This window comes from Mycobacterium sp. NGS61 (assembly GCF_059812325.1).
This window is the reverse complement of the sequence record NZ_JCALCL010000004.1, coordinates 164,190-183,125: the sequence shown is the minus strand read 5'-3', so window position 1 is coordinate 183,125 and position 18,936 is coordinate 164,190. Positions and strand designations below refer to the sequence as shown.

Sequence of the window (18,936 nt, the reverse complement as noted above, 5' to 3'; positions counted from 1 at the left end):
CATGTCCAAACGAGGATTCGTCCGCGGGAAGCGCACGCCACCACCCAACATCCCGCCGGTGCGGGTCGCGGTCGCGGCGCCGCTGGCCTTACCCGAGCGCGAGCCACGCAACATTCTGTTGATGATCGCCCTGCCCGCGGTGTTGGTCGGCATCGTCGGCACCCTGGTGGTGATGTACGCATCCGGGGTGCGGTCCTTGCAGTCGGGATTCTTTCCGATGGTCGGGCTGGTCGGATTCGGTGCGCTGATGTTCGGCGGACGCTTCGGCCGCGGACGTCGAATCAGTTGGGGGGAACAGGAAAAGCAACGGCGCAGCTATCTGCGCCAGCTCGATGAAGACCGCGAGGAGGTGCAGCGCGCAGCCGGTGAGCAGCGGCGCGGTCAGCTCTTCGTGCACGCGGACCCGCAGCGGTTCGACACCGTCATCGGGGGTCCGCGCATGTGGGAGCGACGACCGACTGATCCGGATTTCCTCGATGTCCGGCTCGGCGTCGGAGTGCAGCAGGCCAGCGAATCCGCGGTCTCGCTGCAGTGGCCCGATGTTCCGATCGGCGAGGAGCTGGAACCGGTAACCGGCGGTGCGCTCCGGGATTTCATCCTGGAACAGAGCAAGATCCGCGGCATCGGCAAGGTACTGAACCTGCGGTCCAAGCCGGGGTTCAGCTTCATCGCCGACGATCCCGGTGAACTGCACAGCCTGCTGCGCGCGATGTTGTGTTCGCTGGCGGTCTACCACAGCCCCCACGACGTCAAATTGATGGTAGTGACCCGGCAGCCCGAAGCCTGGCACTGGTTGGTCTGGCTGCCGCACAACCAGCACGACGAGATGTTCGACGCATGCGGCCTGCGCCGGCTGGTGTTCGCATCTCCAACGGAATTGGAAGAAGCGCTCGATGCCGAGTTGCATCGCAAAGGTCGGGGGCCGTGGACTCCGCCGGTCGGCAGTAACCCGACGTCCATGCCGTCGCCGATCGAGTCGGCAACCGGTCAGGCGCTGGGTCCGCACTGGGTGATCGTGGACGACAACGTCGGAACCCCGGAGCAGTGGGAAGGGGTCACCGGACAGAAAGGCATGGCAGGCATCACCGTATTGCGGCTGGCGACCCGGGTCGGGGTCGGTGTGGGCTTTGCCGAAGCAGAACAGCGCTTCTCGTTGCACCAGGGCAGGCTGATGCACCGTGAAACGTTCTACGCCGTAGCCGACATGCTCGCCGACAGCACCGCCAACCGGTATGCGCGGGCACTGGCCCGCTGGTCGCCGATGAGTCCCGGGGAGCTGTCCGAGACCGACAGTCAGGGCGGAGAGTTGTTGCGGGCGTTGGGTATCGGCGACCCGCGCGAGCTCGATGTGGACAGACTGTGGGGTGAGAGCCGGGGCCGCGGCGATCCGAAGTGGGCCATGGTGCCGGTTGGCGTCAAACAGGGCGGTGAGTTGCAGTATGTGATACTGCGGGCCAAGGACTTCGGGGGCTACGGCTTTCACTCCGTGGTGATCGGCACCTCCGGTTCGGGGAAGTCGGAGTACTTCCTGTCGTTGTGCAGTGGTATCGCGCTGACCCACTCGCCAGAGGCTTTCGTCGTCATCTTCGTCGATATGAAGTTCGAGTCGGCAGCTCAAGACCTGCAGGGGTTTCCGCACGTCGCGGGGTCCCTGTCCAACCTGGGCAAGGACGATCGGCATCTGGCCGAGCGGATGCGTAAGGCCATCAACGGTGAGATAGCCCGCCGCTACCGGCTTTTCAAGGATGCCGGAGCGCGCGACGCCAACGAGTACGAGGAGATGCGGCTTGCCGGCCGTGACCTGGAACCCGTTCCGATCCTGTTGGTGATCATCGACGAGTACCTCGAACTGTTCATCCACCACCCGGAGTGGATCGACCTGGTCATCCATATCGGTCAGGAAGGCCGCGGGTGCAACGTCTTCTTCACCCTGGGCGGGCAGCGGCTGGACCTGTCCTCGTTGAGTAAAGCCAAGAGCAACATCGCCTTCCGGGTGGCGCTGCGCGCCGAGACCGCCGAGGACTCCCGCGACGTGATCGGCAGTGACGCCGCGCTGCATCTCCCGTCGCAGGAGAACGGTTACGGCCTGCTCAAGGTGGGGCCCCGGGATCTCGAACAGTTTCGGTGTTTCTACGTATCAGCGCCGTTCGTAGTGCCCAAACGGGCCACGAACGTCAATCCCACTGTGGCCATGAGTTTCTCGCAGCCACGCGCCTACACCTCGACCTACCAGCCGCTCAGTGAGTCCGACAGTGCCGCACTGGCTGTCGCCGACGAACCCGAGGAACCCGACGAATACCTGTTCCACCCAGACGGCTTCCGCAAGAAGAAACTCGTCGACGTCATCCGCGAGTCACTGGTCTCGCATCCCGCCCGCCCGCCTCATCAAATCTGGCTGCCGCCACTGGAAGTCAGTGAGACCGTCGATACGCTGGTGGCGCGTTGGCGGGGCAGGTCGTGGGATGACGCCTACGGGCGGAACCCCGGCCTGGTCTTTCCGATCGGGATCGTGGACATACCTGAAGAACACGACCAGCGGGTGCACGCGATCAATGCCGAAATGGACAACATCATGGTGGTCGCGACAGCGCAGCGCGGCAAGTCCACAACGCTGATGACCCTGATGACTGCCGCAGCACTGATGTACCGACCCGAACGGGTGACGTTCTTCTGCATCGGGGCATCGCTGTTTCCGGTCGAGTCCCTGCCCCACGTCGCCTCGGTGGTCAGCCCCACCGATCGCGAGGGGGTGTCGCGCACCATCGCCTCCATCGAGGGACTCATCCTCGCGCGCGAGGCCTCGTTCAAGCGGTATCAGATCGACATCTCCGAATTCCGGGAGCGCCGTTTCGGTTTCGACGCCGACGGGGGTGCGGCCCACACCGATCCCGACGACAAGTTCGGCGACGTCTTCCTCGTCATCGACAACTTCAGCGATCTCTTCGACAAAGACGCCGCGATGGGCGAACGGGCGATCGCGATAGCCCGGCAGGGCCTGTCCTACGGGGTGCACATCATGACCACCGCCACGGCGTGGCTGGTCGGTCAGAAGCAACAACTCGTCAACGTCTCCAACGCGCGTATCCAACTGCGGCTGAGCAATCCCGACGAAACCCAAATGGGTGAGGGCTTCGAACGAAAGAAAGCCGCCCGCAACACGTTGGACCGGCCGGGGTTCGGGCTGACCCGCGACGGCCACGAGTTACTGGTCGGGGTGCCCGAGGTGCTCGGAGTCAACGGGGAACGGGTGACCACGCGTGACATCGGCGCGCTGATCGCGGAGTTGACCGGTGCCGGACGGGTGGAGAGCCTGGCGCGGCTGCCGGACGCGATCCCTCTGGCCGAGATCGCCGAGGCGTTCAGCGGTGCCGCCGCAGCAGCCGATCCGTTCAACATCCCGTTCGGAATCGGCGAGACCGCGCTGCGACCTGCGGTGCTGCCGGCCCGCGTGGTTCCGAACATGCTGGTGGTCGGACGCCAACTATGCGGCAAGACAACGACTTTGGCGGCGATCGGACAGATGATCGTCACCCGGTGCACGCCGGAGCAGGCCCAGATCACCATCATCGACCCCAAGACGTCGCTGATCGGCAAGATCCAGGGTGACCATGTGCGGGCGTACGCCTACACGCCCGAGGACATCGATGCGGTGCTCAGCGATCTGGCGCAGTCGCTGCGTGACCGGCTGCCACCCTCAGGGCTGAGTCAGCAGGAGTTGCTGAGCCGCCGGACCTGGGACGGGCCGCACCACTTCGTATTGATCGACGACGAGCAGGAGTTGCGTCCGCACGGTGTCATCGGCAAGGCCGCCGCCACCGCACCGCTGTGGGGGTTGATCGAACGGGCCCGCGAAATCGGTCTGCACGTCATCGCGTCGCGCCTGCCCGGCAACTGGGCGGGAGTGTCGGTAACCAGTCCCTTCCTGCAGAAGATGACCGGCTCCCGCGCGCCCACGCTGTTCATGGACAACGACCCGGCGGCGGTGAAGGTGTTCGGCAGAACCGCTGCCCAGCAACTCCCGCCCGGACGTGGCCTGCTGGTCACCACCGACGGCGTGATGGAGGGAGTGCTGGTCGGCGATCCCCAGAGGTGAATCGACAGGGGCGGGTCGTCACCCTAGACTCAGCCCAACTTGACGCCGGAAGCGAGCTTGAGGAGGCAGAAATGGGTGGTGGCCTGTTCGGAATGGTGCCGGGAGCGGTCGACCTCTCGGCAGCGACCGAGGCCGGGATCAGCGAGGAAATGGCGGCTACGACAGCCGCAGGGTCCGCCGCGCTCACCGGCGTGTTGCCGATGGCGGCAGACGCCGACTCGATCGAGTTCGCGGCCGCCCTCAACGCTGCTGGGGCCGCCTACCTCGCGACAGCCGCCGAACACGTCGGCCAACGCACCGCGTTCTCCGGCGCGCAGGGTCTGTCTTCTTCCACCGCCGTCGCCGCCGAAGGGTTCAGCGCGGGCGCCGTCGGGCTCTGAGCACATGGCCGACCCCCGGTGGACAGGGCCGCCTGAAGTCGTAGCGGCGATCTTCGAAGCGGGCTCTCCGGCGTCCGTGCTGGCCAACAACGTGGTGTGGGTCACCGAGACAGCCAACAACGAAATCTCCGCAGGGCTTTCGGAGATCAACGGCCTCATCACCGCCGCCCAATGGCAGGGCGTGGGGTCGGTTGCCTCCACGGTCGCCGCGACCGGCCTCAACGCGGGTCTGCAGACACTGGTGGGTTGGACCGCCGAAAAGATCAGCGTCACCCAGGCCGCCGTCGAGGCGTTCATGCTGGCGCGGTCCTCGGTCATCCCGTCGGTGGTTTCCCAGACCAACCGCGACGAGTGGACCGTGCTCAACGCCACCAATTTCTTCGGACAGAACACGCCGGGGATCGTTGAGCGGGACGGGGAATATTTCGGTGAGCACTGGCCGCACAACTGCAGCGTCGGCTGGACCTACTCCGCGGCGCTCACCGCATTGATCGCGACGTTAGCCGTACCCCCGCCGGTCGCCCCGATGGGAGCTTCTCCGGCCGCCCCGGCGACCGCGGCGCAAGCGGTGGCCCAGGCCGCCGCCCAGACCGGTATGCAGAATGCCGTGCAGGCCTCGACGCAGGTCGCGCAGGCCGCCGGGCAGACGTCGGCCCCCGCCCAAGCCACTGAGCAGCTCAGTTCGCTCATGCAGGAACCGATGCAGATGGTGTCCGGCGTGACCGGGCCGCTCAAGGAGATGGCGCAGGCGCCGATGCAGATGATGCAGGGGCTCACCAGCATGCCGCAGAGCCTGATGCAGGGCTTCGGGGGCATGTTCCCCACGGCCGGGGCGCCGAACGCCGCAGCGCTGACCGCCGAACCCGTGCTCGGCGCCGGCGCCTCGGGTGGTGGGGTCGCTACGGTGGGCGGTGCCGGTGGCGGGTTCCCCGGGGCCGGCCTGACCAGCTACACCCGTCCGACCAGCAGTTTCGAGCCAGAGGGTGGCAAACCCAGCAGCCTGCGCGCCGGGATGCTGAACGCCGCTGAGGTACGCGGTCCGACTGCATCGACCGGTGGCGCTCCGGTGCCGATGACGCCGGCCGGCATGCTTGCGCGCGGAAATGCCGCCGAGAAGGAAGACGTGGCCCGCGCTCGCGTCGTGGTCGGCGACCGTACCTAGCTGGGCGCGCTCATCGCCCGGCGCTTGGGTAGATGGCGCCGGCTCTCTTCGCGCGCTTGGGTTCGCTCATCGCCCGGCGCTTGGGTAGATGGCGCCGGCTCTCTTCGCGCGCTTGGGTTCGCTCATCGCCCGGCGCTTGGGTAGATGGCGCCGGCTCTCTTCGCGCGCTTGGGCGCGCTCATCGCCCGGAGCTTGGGTAGATGGCGCCGGCTCTCTTCGCGCGCTTGGGCGCGCTCATCGCCCGGCGCCGGGCGGCCCCGCGAACGCCTGAGCGATCCCCAGCCAGCGCTGCGCGTCCTCCCCCACCGCCGTCACATCCAGAGACCCCAGCGGCCGCCGCTGCGTCACCAGAAAGCAGAAGTCCTCCGCCGAACCGGTAACCCGCTGCGCCGCCTCTGCCGGACCCCACGACCACACGTCCCCGCCGGGCCCGCGCAACTCCACCCGAAACTGCTCGGCGGGCGGGGTCAAATTATTGACCAGGTACGCGTAGTCCCGTGCGCGCACACCGATATGCGCGATCGACCGCAACCGGTCGGTGGCCGGCCGGGCGATGCCGAGCGTGTCGGCGACGTCCAACCCGTGCGCCCAGGTCTCCATCAACCGCGCGGTGGCCATCGACGTGGCGCTCATCGGCGGCCCGAACCAGGGCAGCTTGCGTCCGTCGGGAACCTCCAACAGCGCCGCGTGCAACCGACCGCGGGTATCGCGCCAGTCGGTGAGCAGTTCAGCGGCAGGCCTGGCCGCCAGCTCCTCCGCGCCGGCGTCGACGAATCCACCGGGATCGGCAGCCGCACCGGCCAGCACGTCGGCGAACCCGTTCTCGTCGGTGATCGACAAAAGCGACACCCGGTCGGTCCACAACAGGTGCCCGATCTGGTGGGCGATGGTCCAGCCCGGCGCCGGGGTCGGCTCGGCCCAGCGTTGCGGCGGCAACGGCGCCACCAACGCGTCCAGGTCGTCGCTCTCGGCGCGCAGGTCGGCGACGAACGGACCTGGACCTGCCATGATTCCTCCTCGACTATTTGCTGACCGCCGCGCGTCGTCGGCCGACAAGACTATGCACCAGCAACCCGGCCAGATAGATCACCGAACCGTACAACGCGTACGCCGGCGCGCGGCCGTCGTCGGGAATGAACGCCGCCGCCACGGTGACCGCAACGATGAAGGACACCCAGAACAGCGCATCCTGCACCGCGAACACGTGCCCGCGCAGCGCGTCGTCGACATCGATCTGCATCGCCGAATCGGCGCACAGCTTGACCACCTGACCGGCCAACCCGAGCAGAAAGCCGCACACCACCATCACCGGCAACAGCAGTGTGGCGCCGCCGCACTGGATGACCGCGGCCGCGACCAGCGCAGCGTTGGCCGTCGCGTAACGACCCCAGCGCCGCACCAGAGCCGGGGTCAGCACGTTGGCCAGGAAAGCTCCCAGACCAGTGGCGGCGAAGAACACCAGCGCGGTGCCGAAGCCCGTCTTATCGGCGTCCTTGATGTGGTGGACCAGTAGCAGCACCACCAGCGAGTTGATCCCGACCACCATCCGGTGCGCGGCCAGGCCCGAGAGGGCGGCGGCCACCGTCGGGCGTTGTAAAACGGTACGAACCCCGTGCAACCACCCGGTGACCACCGCATAGACCGCCGAGCCGTGGATGGCGCGTTTGGTGTCGTCGGGTCCGAGCACCTTGGGCGCGAAGCGCCGCGACAGCAGCAGCGCCAGCGACACCGGGATCAGCGCGGTGAAGATGACCACCGCCGCACCCCGATCACCGGGGCCACCGAGCCAGTGCGGCACCAGCATGAAGTTGGCGCCCAGGAAGGCCGCCACCGCGCCTGAGGCGGTGGCCACCGAGTTCATCGTCACCACCTGTTCGCGCGGCACCACGTGCGGCAGGCTCGCCGACAACCCGGAGGCCACGAACCGGGCCATGCCGTTAGCCAACAGTGCGGCGCACAGCAGCAGCACCTCCCCCGCGCTGACGGCGAGGATGACGCCGATCGCGCCGATGAAACAGAGCCGCACCACGTTGGCCCGGATGAGCACCAGCCGCCGATCCCACCGGTCCAACACCGCACCGGCGAACGGCCCCAACAGCGAGTACGGCAGAAACAGCACCGCGAAAGCCCCGGCGATCGCCAGCGGCCCGACAGCCCGGTCGGGGTTGAACAGCAGCGCTCCCGCCAGACCCGCCTGGAACAGTCCGTCACCGAACTGACTGGCCATGCGCAGCTGCAGCAGTCGCCAGAAGTCGGGCAGCGCCCGCACCGACCGCCAGAGCTCGACGGGCGCGCTCGCCTGCAACCGGCTGCGAATCACGGGACCCACTTCCACGATCGGCGCAGGCGAAGGCTGAAGCGGCCGTGCGTCGTCTCAATACAGTACAAATCTTCGCCGGCGGCGGATGTTTGCACCGGTGAGGCGACCGCGAGTGCGATGATGTTGTGGTGGCTCAGCACGATGACCCTGACGACTCGGTCGCTCCAGCCGCGCAACGCGTGCGCGCCGGTACCCTGCTGCTGGCCAACACCGACCTGCTCGAGCCGACGTTCCGGCGCAGCGTGATCTACATCGTCGAGCACAACGACGGCGGCACCTTGGGAGTGGTGCTCAACCGGTCCAGCGAGACAGCGGTGTACAACGTCCTGCCGCAGTGGGCCAAGCTCGCGGCCAAGCCGAAGACGATGTTCATCGGCGGACCGGTCAAGCGCGACGCCGCCCTGTGCCTGGCGGTACTGCGCGTCGGTGCCGAACCCGACGGTGTGCCGGGCTTACGTCACGTAGCCGGGCGCATGGTGATGGTCGATCTGGATGCCGACCCCGATCTGATCGCGCCGGTGGTGGAAGGGGTGCGAATTTTCGCGGGTTACTCGGGGTGGACCATCGGCCAACTGGAGGGCGAGATCGAGCGCGACGACTGGATTGTGTTGTCGGCGTTGCCATCTGACGTGTTGGCGCCACCGCGGTCGGACCTCTGGGGTCAGGTGCTGCGCCGTCAGCCGCTGCCGCTTTCGTTGCTGGCCACTCACCCGATCGACCTCAGCCGCAACTAGCCCGTCTGCTCAGTGGCAGGACCTCAGTTGCAGGACAGTGTGCAGCCCGCACAGTTACCGGCACAGCCGGCCTCGGCCGCGGCGGCCTCACGACGCAGTGCGTAGCGCGCGCTCTGCCACGACCCGGCAGCCAGGGTGCCCAGCGCGCCGGTGACGCACACGATCACCACCACCAGCGCGGTCTGCGCCGGCGCGGCCAGCGCCACCACTCCCCCGGCGATCAGCATCACGGCCGCGGCCAGCTGGGTCGGCGCCATGGCGCGCAGGGCCAGCTGGGTGGGATCGGCGGCGGGCGGTTGGGCAAGAGACCAGATCCCGAAGGCGGCAGCGGCTAGCGCCGCACACACGCACAGCACGCCCGCGATAAGCATGCGCTCACAATACGAGCCCGCCGACGATTGTGCGCGCCGGGATCCGTGCCCGCGGGTCAGCGCGATGGGACCACGGCCAGCAACGGTGGTGCCGCCTGCGCCGGGGCGGCGCCGGGCTGGACCGCCCCGGGGACCGCGGCCCGAGGTGCGGGCTGCAGCGGCTGGGCAGGAGCCGGTGACTGAGCAGGCGCCGGTACTGGTGCGGCGGGTACCAGCGAGGCCGGGGCAGGCGTGCCGACTCGTGCGGGAGCCGCGGCGGGCGGTGCCTGGCCAGCAGCGCCGGGTGCGCTGACCCGGAAGCCGCTGATGATCGCGTCGGTGGCGGGACCGTCGCTGACCGCCTGCGACGCGGCGGTGGTCACCGACAGCGACACCAGGTACCGCTCGGAGCCGGAACTGGCGATCACGTGCCGGCGCGAGGTGTTCAGCGTCATGTCGTTCTCGCGGTATGTGCCCTCGATCACCGCCGACGGGAAGGTGCCGAGATTGGCCTGCGAGGCGTTGGTCGTCTGCCACGCCAGCAGCCGCTGACTGTCGACGAAGCCGTGGGTGATCGCCTCCGCAGGGTCGAAGTCGCCGATCAGCTTGTACACGACTACCTGCGCATTCGATGTGTACACGCTGTTGCCGCCCACCCGGTCGGCGATCACCACGAAGGCGTCGGGCACGTTGGGGTCGGGTACCTGAGTCCAGCGGGGCGGCATCGGCACGGTGATGTCGAGGGCCTTGAATCCCAGCGGTCGTTGCGCTTCGAGCTTGACGCCCTTGCCCTCCAGGTATTCGCGCAGGGTCCCGGTGACGGCCGGTGCCGTGGCCGCCGGGGCGGGGGCGACGGCCGCGGGCGCCTGGACCGGGACGGCCGCGGGCGCTTGGACCGGGACGGCCGCGGGTGCCTGGACCGGGACGGCGGCGGGTGCCTGCGCGGGGGCGGGGGCGAATCTGTTGCTCGTCACGCCGCCCGGGAAGATTGCCGATCCTTGAGCCGGCGGGCTGGTCTGCTGCATCGGGACCTGTCCGGGATTGATTGGCTGAGGTACCAGCGGTTCCGCCGATGCTGTCCCGCCCGCCGCCATCACGACGCCGACGACCCCGGCGGCAACACCGCCGGCGAAGGTCCGCCAACTGCACGCGATTCGAATCACTTCGCCCCGGTCCCTCCAGAAGAGCTGCTTGTTCAAGCCCGCCATCGAGGCTGAATGTAACCACTGCTCACAGCGCCGACCACGCTCGAAACACAGCTGGGATGAACCTCTGATCGCTGTGCAACGCAACCGAGACCAACCCGTGGCCGGGCGATCGGGGCCGGGTCGGCGAAAGGCCCCTTATACCCTGTTGGGCGTGACCGAATCGCCGCCCACCGCTCCCGTCGACCCGCCCGGCGCCAAAGACGCCGACGCGCCGCGGTACCGCTACACCGTCGAGGTGGCGGCTGCGCTGGAACGCACCTGGCAGGACAACTGGGCCGAGCAGGGCACGTTCAACGTGCCCAATCCGGTGGGCACGCTGGCGCCGGCGGACGGCGCGGCGGTCCCGGACAACAAACTCTTCGTGCTGGACATGTTCCCCTACCCGTCGGGGGACGGGTTGCACGTCGGTCACCCGCTGGGATACATCGCCACCGACGTCTACGCCCGGTATTTCCGGATGAACGGCCGAAACGTGTTGCACGCGTTCGGTTTCGATTCGTTCGGGCTACCCGCGGAGCAGTATGCGGTGCAGACCGGCACCCACCCGCGCACCCGCACCCAGGCCAACGAGGTGAACATCCGTCGGCAACTGCGTCGGCTGGGTCTCGCCCACGACAGCCGGCGCAGCTTCTCGACCACCGACGTCGAGTTCTACACGTGGACGCAGTGGATCTTCTTGCAGATCTACAACGCCTGGTTCGACCCCGCCGCCGGCAAGGCCCGCCCGATCGCCGAACTGGTCGCCGAATTCGATTCCGGTGCAAGGACTCTGAGCGATGGTAGGGACTGGGCGACGCTGCCGGCGGGGGAGCGGGCCGACGTCGTCGACAGTCACCGGCTGGTCTACCGCGCCGACTCGGTGGTGAACTGGTGCCCCGGGCTGGGTACCGTGCTGGCCAACGAAGAGGTCACCGCTGACGGCCGCAGCGACCGCGGCAACTTCCCGGTGTTCCGGAAACGGTTGCGGCAGTGGATGATGCGGATCACGGCCTATTCCGATCGGCTGCTCGACGACCTCGACGCCCTGGACTGGCCCGAACCGATCAAGACCATGCAGCGCAACTGGATCGGACGCTCGACCGGTGTGGCCGCACTGTTCTCGGCCACCGGGGCCGACGGGGATGCCCGGGACATCGAGGTGTTCACCACCCGGCCCGACACCCTGTTCGGCGCCACGTATCTGGTGTTGGCCCCCGAGCATGAACTGGTCGACGGGCTGGTCGCCGCCGCCTGGCCGGACGGTACCCACCCGTCCTGGACATACGGGGCCGCGACACCCGGTGCAGCCGTCGCCGCCTACCGGCGCGCCATCGCGGCCAAGACCGACCTGGAACGCCAGGAGAGTCGCGAGAAGACGGGTGTCTTCCTCGGCGCCTACGCCGTCAATCCGGCGAACGCCCAACCGGTGCCGATCTTCATCGCCGACTACGTGCTGGCCGGATACGGGACCGGGGCGATCATGGCCGTGCCGGGACACGATCAACGCGACTGGGACTTCGCCCGGGCGTTGAACCTGCCGATCGTCGAAGTCATTGCCGGCGGCGACATTTCGCACTCGGCGTATCCCGGCGACGGGGTGCTGGTCAATTCCGACTACCTCGACGGCCTGCACGTCGCGGATGCCAAGCGTGCCATCACCGAGCGCCTCGAGGCGGCCGGCCGCGGCCGCGTCCGGATCGAATACAAGCTGCGGGACTGGCTTTTCGCGCGGCAGCGGTATTGGGGCGAGCCGTTCCCGATCGTCTACGACGCCGACGGACGCCCACACCCGCTCGATGAGGCCGCGCTGCCCGTCGAACTGCCCGACGTCCCGGACTATCTGCCGGTGTTGTTCGATCCCGACGACGCCGCCAGTGAACCGTCACCGCCGCTGGCCAAAGCGACCGACTGGGTGCACGTCGAGTTGGATCTGGGGGACGGTCTGCGGCCCTACAGCCGCGACACGAACGTGATGCCGCAGTGGGCCGGCAGCTGCTGGTACGAACTGCGCTACACCGACCCGCATAACTCGGAGCGCTTCTGCGCCAAGGAGAACGAGGCCTACTGGATGGGGCCGCGCCCGGCTGAGCACGGCGTCGATGACCCGGGCGGGGTGGACCTCTACGTTGGTGGCGCCGAGCACGCGGTGTTGCACCTGTTGTATTCGCGCTTCTGGCACAAGGTGCTGTACGACCTCGGCCACGTCAGCTCCCGCGAGCCGTTCCGGCGGCTGGTCAACCAGGGCCTGGTCCAGGCTTACGCCTACACCGACGCCCGCGGCACCTACGTGCCGGCCGCCGAGGTGATCGAGCGCGACGGGACCTTCCGGTATCCCACACCGGACGGCGAGATCGAGGTGTTCCAGGAATTCGGCAAGATGGGTAAGAGCCTGAAGAATTCGCTGACCCCGGACGACATCTGCGACGCGTACGGCGCGGACACCCTGCGGGTCTACGAGATGTCGATGGGCCCGCTGGAGACGTCGCGTCCGTGGGCCACCAAGGACATCGTCGGTGCGCACCGTTTTCTGCAGCGGGTGTGGCGTCTCGTCGTCGACGAGGACACCGGCGAACTTCGGGTGGTGGACGCCGAATTGGCCGCCGAGACGTCCCGTGCCCTGCACCGCACGATCGCCGGCGTGTCCGAAGACTATGCGGCACTGCGTAATAACACCGCGGCCGCCAAGCTGATCGAATACACCAACCACCTCACCAAGGTGCATCGTGACGGTGTCCCGAAGGCGGCCGTCGAACCGCTGGTGTTGTTGCTGGCGCCGCTGGCTCCGCACCTTGCCGAGGAGTTGTGGTCACGGCTCGGCCACACCACCTCGCTGGCGCACGGCCCGTTCCCGGTCGCTGACCCGGCGTTTCTGGTCGACGACACCGTCGAGTACCCGGTGCAGGTCAACGGCAAGGTGCGCGGCCGGGTGCTGGTCGCCGCCGACGCCGACGCCGATGCCGTGCAGGCCGCGGCGCTGGCGGACGAGAAAGTGCTGGCCTTCCTGGCAGGCGCGGAGCCCCGCAAGGTCATCGTGGTCCCCGGCCGGATGGTGAACCTGGTGATCTAACGCCATCGGCAACACTGACTGTGCATGTGACGACGCGACTCGCGGAAATCCCGTCGCAGGCCGCACATTCGGCGGGCAGTGGGGCCGGGGGACGCGGCTACCGCTGCCGGATCACCACTTCGTGCACGTGTCCGTCCGGCGGCGTGGCCACCACATTGGCCACCACCTCGGCGACGGTCTGCGGCCGCAGGAACTTCGCCGGATCGTAGTCACCGCCCTGGTACGCGACGAGCTCGCGCTGCATGTCGGTGTCGACGCGACCGGGGTAGATCGAGGTGACCGAGAGCCGCGGTTCGTCGGCGCGCAGCGAGTCGGCGAACGCGCGCAGGGCGAATTTGCTGGCCGAGTAGGAGGCCATGCCGGCGGACACGTTGCGGCCCGAGCCGGAGTTGATGAACACCACGTGGCCGCGGACCGCGCGCAGCGCCGGCAGTAGCGCCAGCGTAAGCGCAACCGCCCCAATGACATTGACGCTGAACGTGGCGCGCCACTCGTCGACGTGCGACTCGGCGACATGGCCCGGGACGGATACCCCGGCGTTGTGGACCAGCACGTCGAGTTCGTCGACGACCTCGCAGCTGGACTCGATCGAGTCGGTGTCGGTCAGATCCAACGGAAACGTGGTGGCGCCGAGGCGCTCCGCGACGGCATCCAGACGTCCCGACGGACGGCTGGCCAACAGCAGGGTGTGGCTGGGTGCCAACGCCGTGGCGATCGCCGAACCGATGCCGCCGCTGGCGCCGGTGATCAACGCGGTGGGCATCTCAGACCTGGTTCGGCAACGGCGAGGCCGGGGCGGGACCCGTCGGCTCACTGGAGGCGAGCCGGTCCAGCGGCGCCAGCGCCTTCATCAGCACCTCCAGGTCGGAGTGGGGGAGTTGGCTGAGCATCGCGGCCAGTGAGGCGTGCCGGCTGGCCAGGGACTCGGCGTGCACCGCCCGGCCCTGCGGAGTGATGTCGACCAGCACGGCGCGCAGGTCGGACGGGTCGCGCGAGCGTTTCACCAACCCGACCTTCTCCAACCGGCGGATGGCCACGGTGGTGGTGGGTGTGCGTACCCGTTCGTGTGCGGCCAGGTCCGTCATCCGGATCGGGCCCCGGTCGAGCAGCGTGATCAGGATCGACAGCTGCGCCAGGGTGAGGTCACTGGCCACCGCGCCGGTGGTGGGGTCGCCGCGGCGCAAGATGGCGAACAGCTTGGATAGCGAGCGGTGCAACCCCTCCGCCAGGTCCGCCAGCGCTGGGGCGGTGGGTTCGCTGTCCGACATAAACCGGCAGTCTAACCCGACCATGGGGCGAAGGAAGACCCTGTCTGGAAGGGTGTGCCCGCCCTGTTCACAGCACCTGGGAGAGGAATCGCTGCAGCCGCTCGGTCTCGGCGGTTTCGAAGATCTGCTCCGGGGGCCCGAACTCCACGACTTTGCCGTGGTCCATGAACACCACGGCATCCGAGGCGGAGCGCGCGAAGCCCATCTCGTGCGTGACTACGACCATTGTCATGCCGTCGGCGCCCAGGTCGGCGATCAGCGCCAGGATCCCCTTGACCAATTCGGGGTCCAGTGCTGAGGTGGCCTCGTCGAAGAACATCACCTGCGGGGCCATGGCCAGCGCGCGAGCGATCGCGACCCGCTGCTGTTGGCCACCTGACAGCGCCCCGGGGCGCGCACCCGCTTTGCCTTTGAGCCCCACCCGGTCCAGGTGGTGCATCGCCAGCTCGCGGGCCGCCGCGGCGGGTAGCCCGCGCAGCTTGCGCGGCGCCAAGGCGACGTTGTCCAGCACGCTGCGGTGCGGGAACAGGTTGAAGTGCTGGAACACCATGCCGATGCGCTGGCGCAGCTCGTTGGGGTCGTCGCGCAACACCGACCGGCCGTCCAGCAGGATGTCGCCGCTGTCCGGCTCGTACAACCGGTTCAAGGTGCGCAGCAACGTCGACTTGCCGGAGCCGGACGGGCCGATCACCGCGGTCGTGGTACCGGCGGGGGCTTCCAGGCTGACCCCGCGCAATACGGTGGTGCCACCCAAGTTCTGGTGAATGTCGTTGGCGGCCAACGAAACTTGCCGGATCACGTCATCTCCGTGCCGATGGTCGAGGTGACGACTTCGGCGGGATCCGCCGGATCGAGTTTGGCGCGGCCGCGGCGCAACCGGGCGTCGATGAAGTTCACCAGGTGCGTCAGCGGCACGGTCAGGATCAGGTAGCAGATGCCGGCAGCCACCAGCGGGGACAGGTTGCCGGTCTGCGCGTTGAGATCCCGGCCCACCTGGAACAGCTCGCGCTGGTTGGCGATCAGACCGAGGAAGTAGACCAGCGCGGATGCTTTGAGCAGGGCGATGAACTGGTTGACCAAGGCCGGCAGGACGCGCCGGATCCCCTGCGGCATCACCACCAGACGCATCGCGGCCGGGTAGCTGAAGCCGAGCGCTCGGGCGGCTTCCAATTGGCCGGGGTCGACGCTCTGGATGCCGGACCGCAGGATCTCCCCAACGTAGGCGCCGGTCATCAGACCGAGCGCGGCGATGCCCAGCGGATAGGGATTGCTGTTGGTCATTCCGCTGAGCAGCGGTCCCACCCCCAGCCCGATGATCAGGATGATCACCACCTCGGGCAATCCACGGAAGATGTCGGTGTAGACGCGGGCCGGCCAGCGCAGCCAGCGGCTGTGGGAAATCCCCGCGACGGCCAGGACAATGCCGATCGCCAACCCGATCACGCTGGCACTGCCGGTGAGGATCAGCGTGTTGGGCAGTCCGGTGGTGAGCAGCGTGGGGATGGCCTGGCGATACATCTCCCAGTCCAGGAACGATTCGCGCAGCTGGGTCAACGTCGACTTGGGGGCGGCCGGGTCCGCCGGTTTGCGGTGGTGGTGGGCGGCGATGGCGGCGAAGTCGGGCAGTTTCGGCGCCGGTGCGGCGCGGGAGCCCGGTTTCCAGCCCGGCGGCAGATTGCGCGGCTTCCACTTGCTGTAGAGGTCGGCCCAGGTGCCATCGGCGATCACGGCATCCAGGCCCGAGTTCAACGCGTCCACCAGCGGTTGGTTGTCCTTGGCGACGGCGTATGCGACGAAGTCGTCCGCGCCGAAGGTGTCGGCCACCACGATGGCCGGGTCACCCGGCCGGATCGCGCTCGATGCCTGACCTGCCGGTGCCACCCACGCGTCGAGCTGGTGGGTCTTGATGCTGGCGTACACGGTGGCGAAGTCCGGGTACTTCACCGGCTGCAGGTGCAGGACGTCCACCACGTAGGAGTCTGCGACGGTGCCCTGGACGACGCCGATGCGCTGGCCTGCGGCCAGATCAGTGAAATGCTTGATCGGCGATCCCAACGGAACCACCAGCGAGTGGTAACCGAAGTCGTAACCGTTGGTGAAGGCGACGGTGTGGCGACGTGCGTCGGTGGCCTTGACCGACGATGAGCCGACGTCGAAGCGTCGTGACGCCACCTGGGCCAGCAGGCCGGAGAAATCCGTTCCGACGAAACGCACCTGCAAGCCCAGCTTGGCCGCGACCGCGCGCAGCAACTCGTTGTCGAAGCCGGTGAAGCGGCCGGTGGCGTTGATGCAGGTGCTGGGCGGTGCGTCGGACAGGGTGCCGACCAGCAGCATGCCGGGGGTGCCCAGCCCCAACTCTGCGATGTTCACCGAGCTCAACGGCACCACGGTGGCAGTGGTGTCGGAGTCGTCGTCGCCGGCACCACCGCGCGCGGAGATCAGGTCTGTCGGCAGCACCGTCGCGCTTTCCACGCCCGGCGGTGCGCACTGGTTCTGGTCGGCCAGGGCGGGAGCGGCCCCGGCCAGACCGGCCACCAGCAGGATCGTCGCAACGAATCTGAACAGCTTGGCGCCGCGTCCGGCGGTGGGGGCGAAGCGGGCACTCATCACCGCCACCGTAGCGAGCGGTACATCGGTCAGAGCGGCAACGCGGTTGAGCTCAGCGTGCGCTGTCGCGCCACCGGCACAGCGCTTCGGCATCGCTCAGGTCGTAGTCGGGTCCGTTGACACCTACGGTCAGCAGCGTGACGCCGAGGGCGGTGAGAGCTTCGGCATTGGGGACCACGTCTTTGCCACTGCCGGCGGACGCCGAGCGCTCGATGGTGGCCGGGTCGCGCCCGACGGCGTCGCAATGCTCAGCAAGTACGGCGGCTTTGCCGGGAAATTCTTCGGCGTCGCTGAAGCTGTGCCACACGTCGGCATGCTCGGCGACCAGGCGCAGGGTCTTGCGTTCGCCACCGCCGCCGATCAGCACCGGGATATCGCGGGTGGGCGCCGGGTTGAGTTTGGCCAGCCGCGACGTGATTCGGGGGAGTGCGCCGGCCAGGTCGTCGAGCCGGCTGCCGGCGGTACCGAACTCGTAGCCGTACTCGTCATAGTCCTTCTGCTTCCAACCGGAGCCGATGCCCAGGATGAGCCGCCCGTCGGAGATGTGATCGACCGTGCGGGCCATGTCGGCCAGCAGTTCCGGGTTGCGGTAGGAGTTGCACGTCACCAGCGCGCCGATCTCGATGCGTGCGGTCTGTTCGGCCCAGGCTGCGAGCATGGTCCAGCATTCGAAGTGCGCGCCGTCCGGGTCGCCGTACAGCGGGAAGAAATGGTCCCAGTTGAACGCGACGTCGACGCCGATGTCCTCGCAGCGGCGCACCGCGTCGCGAATGTCGCGGTACTGCGGTGCGTGCTGGGGCTGCAGCTGCACGCCGATGCGGACGGGGAAGTCGGGAAGCACGGGGGAGGTCATAGAGACCACCGTAGGCCTCAGCGGCCGTCGATCACCGCGCGCAGGAGGTCGATCAGAGTGCGGGGCTGATCGCTCTGCACCGAGTGGCCCGAGTTCTCGACGACGTGAACACCACGGAAATTTGGTGCGCGCCTTTGCAATTCAGCGACATCGTGGTCGTTGACGAAGCCCGAGGTGCCGCCGCGCACCAGGGTCACCGGCGCGGCCAACGCATCGACGTCCTCCCACAGGCTGTCGAAGTCGGGGAATTTGCGGATGGTGTCGTACCGCCACGTCCAGTTGCCGTTGTCCAGCTGCCGGGAGTTGTGGAACACGCCGCGGCGCAAGGCTTTCACCTCGCGGTGGGGAGCGGCGGCGACCGTGAGCTCCAGCATCGCCTGGAAGCTGGGGAATTCCCGCTCCCCGGCCATCAGTTCCACCGTGCCGCGCTGCTCCTTGGTCATCTCCGAGTGCCGCGCCAGCGCCGACGGGGTGACGTCGACGAGCACGAGTTGGTCGACCAACTCCGGTGCCAGCGCACTCAGCCGGATGGCGGTCAGTCCGCCCAGCGACATGCCGACCACGAACTCCGCATCCGGTGCCAGCTCGCGTAACACCGGCGCCAGGGTGTCGGCGTTGTGCTGCGGGGAGTAATCGCCGTCCGCGCGCCAGGCGGAGTGACCGTGACCGGGCAGGTCAACGGCCAGCGCCGGTTCCCCGAGACCGACAATCACGGTGTCCCAGGTGTGCGCGTTCTGCCCGCCGCCGTGCAGGAAGATCACCCGCGGGTCAGAGTCACCCCAGCGCAACGCGCTGATTTCGCCTACCGTCACGCGCTCGGCGCGGGGCAGCGGTCCGGTGACACCGGCCTGTTCGGCGTTCTCAGCCAGCAGGTCGAACTCAGAAAGCCCGGTCAGATCGTCGTCGGTCACGCCT

The 18,936-nt window shown here is 68.1% G+C and carries 15 protein-coding genes; 5 read left to right on the top strand and 10 right to left on the bottom strand.

Features of this window, described 5'->3' with window-relative positions; genetic code table 11:
• The first annotated feature begins 1 nt into the window (after window position 1).
• From eccCa to AC5Y3Z_RS10935, 3 genes are all read left to right on the top strand, one after another.
• Window positions 2-4,093 carry a type VII secretion protein EccCa gene (eccCa, locus tag AC5Y3Z_RS10945; protein WP_473138721.1) on the top strand — a complete coding sequence of 1,364 codons (4,092 nt, stop codon included), beginning with the start codon at window positions 2-4 and terminating at the stop codon, window positions 4,091-4,093.
• Between the two features lie 71 nt (window positions 4,094-4,164).
• Window positions 4,165-4,473 carry a PE domain-containing protein gene (locus AC5Y3Z_RS10940; protein ID WP_473138722.1) on the top strand — a complete coding sequence of 103 codons (309 nt, stop codon included), beginning with the start codon at window positions 4,165-4,167 and terminating at the stop codon, window positions 4,471-4,473.
• A gap of 4 nt (window positions 4,474-4,477) precedes the next feature.
• Window positions 4,478-5,635: a PPE domain-containing protein gene (locus tag AC5Y3Z_RS10935; protein WP_473138723.1), complete on the top strand. Its 1,158-nt coding sequence runs from the start codon at window positions 4,478-4,480 to the stop codon at window positions 5,633-5,635.
• Window positions 5,636-5,869: 234 nt separating this feature from the next.
• Here AC5Y3Z_RS10935 and AC5Y3Z_RS10930 read toward each other — a convergent pair whose 3' ends face one another.
• Both AC5Y3Z_RS10930 and AC5Y3Z_RS10925 read right to left on the bottom strand, forming a co-directional pair.
• Window positions 5,870-6,643, bottom strand: a complete 774-nt coding sequence (locus AC5Y3Z_RS10930) for a TIGR03084 family metal-binding protein (RefSeq protein ID WP_473138724.1) — start codon at window positions 6,641-6,643, stop codon at window positions 5,870-5,872.
• A 13-nt stretch (window positions 6,644-6,656) separates the two neighbouring features.
• The gene (locus AC5Y3Z_RS10925; protein WP_473138930.1) at window positions 6,657-7,955 is read right to left on the bottom strand and encodes an MFS transporter; all 1,299 of its coding nucleotides are present in this window, start codon (window positions 7,953-7,955) and stop codon (window positions 6,657-6,659) included.
• A 125-nt stretch (window positions 7,956-8,080) separates the two neighbouring features.
• Between AC5Y3Z_RS10925 and AC5Y3Z_RS10920 the strand changes: the two genes are divergently transcribed.
• Window positions 8,081-8,689 (top strand): YqgE/AlgH family protein, encoded by a 609-nt coding sequence (locus tag AC5Y3Z_RS10920; protein ID WP_463826321.1) that lies wholly within the window; start codon window positions 8,081-8,083, stop codon window positions 8,687-8,689.
• Between the two features lie 23 nt (window positions 8,690-8,712).
• Here the strand turns inward: AC5Y3Z_RS10920 and AC5Y3Z_RS10915 are convergent, their stop codons facing one another.
• Together AC5Y3Z_RS10915 and AC5Y3Z_RS10910 are read right to left on the bottom strand one after the other, a co-directional pair.
• A complete protein-coding gene (locus AC5Y3Z_RS10915) occupies window positions 8,713-9,060 on the bottom strand; it encodes a hypothetical protein (protein WP_473138725.1) in 348 nt (115 codons plus the stop codon).
• Between the two features lie 56 nt (window positions 9,061-9,116).
• Window positions 9,117-10,202, bottom strand: coding sequence for an LpqN/LpqT family lipoprotein (locus AC5Y3Z_RS10910; protein WP_473138726.1), 1,086 nt, complete (start codon window positions 10,200-10,202; stop codon window positions 9,117-9,119).
• Window positions 10,203-10,398: 196 nt separating this feature from the next.
• Here AC5Y3Z_RS10910 and leuS point away from each other — a divergent pair, with 196 nt between their 5' ends.
• The gene (leuS, locus tag AC5Y3Z_RS10905) at window positions 10,399-13,293 is read left to right on the top strand and encodes a leucine--tRNA ligase (RefSeq protein WP_473138727.1); all 2,895 of its coding nucleotides are present in this window, start codon (window positions 10,399-10,401) and stop codon (window positions 13,291-13,293) included.
• Between the two features lie 97 nt (window positions 13,294-13,390).
• Here the strand turns inward: leuS and AC5Y3Z_RS10900 are convergent, their stop codons facing one another.
• From AC5Y3Z_RS10900 to AC5Y3Z_RS10875, 6 genes are all read right to left on the bottom strand, one after another.
• A complete protein-coding gene (locus tag AC5Y3Z_RS10900) occupies window positions 13,391-14,056 on the bottom strand; it encodes an SDR family oxidoreductase (RefSeq protein ID WP_473138728.1) in 666 nt (221 codons plus the stop codon).
• 1 nt (window position 14,057) lies between these two features.
• On the bottom strand, window positions 14,058-14,561 hold the full coding sequence (locus AC5Y3Z_RS10895; protein ID WP_463826326.1) for a MarR family winged helix-turn-helix transcriptional regulator: 504 nt from the start codon (window positions 14,559-14,561) through the stop codon (window positions 14,058-14,060).
• Between the two features lie 67 nt (window positions 14,562-14,628).
• Complete coding sequence (locus tag AC5Y3Z_RS10890; RefSeq protein WP_473138931.1) at window positions 14,629-15,357, bottom strand: amino acid ABC transporter ATP-binding protein; 729 nt, start codon at window positions 15,355-15,357, stop codon at window positions 14,629-14,631.
• Entirely contained in the window at window positions 15,357-17,168 is a 1,812-nt protein-coding gene (locus tag AC5Y3Z_RS10885) for an ABC transporter substrate-binding protein/permease (RefSeq protein WP_473138729.1), read from the bottom strand. The genes AC5Y3Z_RS10890 and AC5Y3Z_RS10885 overlap by 1 nt, the downstream gene beginning before the upstream one ends.
• 52 nt (window positions 17,169-17,220) lie before the next feature.
• Window positions 17,221-18,021, bottom strand: a complete 801-nt coding sequence (locus tag AC5Y3Z_RS10880; protein WP_463826327.1) for an LLM class F420-dependent oxidoreductase — start codon at window positions 18,019-18,021, stop codon at window positions 17,221-17,223.
• 17 nt (window positions 18,022-18,038) lie between these two features.
• Window positions 18,039-18,932: an Rv0045c family esterase gene (locus tag AC5Y3Z_RS10875; RefSeq protein ID WP_473138730.1), complete on the bottom strand. Its 894-nt coding sequence runs from the start codon at window positions 18,930-18,932 to the stop codon at window positions 18,039-18,041.
• Window positions 18,933-18,936: the final 4 nt, after the last annotated feature.

What these genes read in the sequence shown, in the direction of transcription:
- AC5Y3Z_RS10895 (WP_463826326.1), bottom strand. Translation starts at nt 14,561, where the DNA reads ATGTCGGACAGCGAACCCACCGCCCCAGCGCTGGCGGACCTGGCGGAG.
- AC5Y3Z_RS10885 (WP_473138729.1), bottom strand. Translation starts at nt 17,168, where the DNA reads ATGAGTGCCCGCTTCGCCCCCACCGCCGGACGCGGCGCCAAGCTGTTC.
- eccCa (WP_473138721.1), top strand. Translation starts at nt 2, where the DNA reads ATGTCCAAACGAGGATTCGTCCGCGGGAAGCGCACGCCACCACCCAAC.
- AC5Y3Z_RS10880 (WP_463826327.1), bottom strand. Translation starts at nt 18,021, where the DNA reads ATGACCTCCCCCGTGCTTCCCGACTTCCCCGTCCGCATCGGCGTGCAG.
- AC5Y3Z_RS10900 (WP_473138728.1), bottom strand. Translation starts at nt 14,056, where the DNA reads ATGCCCACCGCGTTGATCACCGGCGCCAGCGGCGGCATCGGTTCGGCG.
- AC5Y3Z_RS10915 (WP_473138725.1), bottom strand. Translation starts at nt 9,060, where the DNA reads ATGCTTATCGCGGGCGTGCTGTGCGTGTGTGCGGCGCTAGCCGCTGCC.
- AC5Y3Z_RS10935 (WP_473138723.1), top strand. Translation starts at nt 4,478, where the DNA reads ATGGCCGACCCCCGGTGGACAGGGCCGCCTGAAGTCGTAGCGGCGATC.
- AC5Y3Z_RS10940 (WP_473138722.1), top strand. Translation starts at nt 4,165, where the DNA reads ATGGGTGGTGGCCTGTTCGGAATGGTGCCGGGAGCGGTCGACCTCTCG.
- AC5Y3Z_RS10930 (WP_473138724.1), bottom strand. Translation starts at nt 6,643, where the DNA reads ATGGCAGGTCCAGGTCCGTTCGTCGCCGACCTGCGCGCCGAGAGCGAC.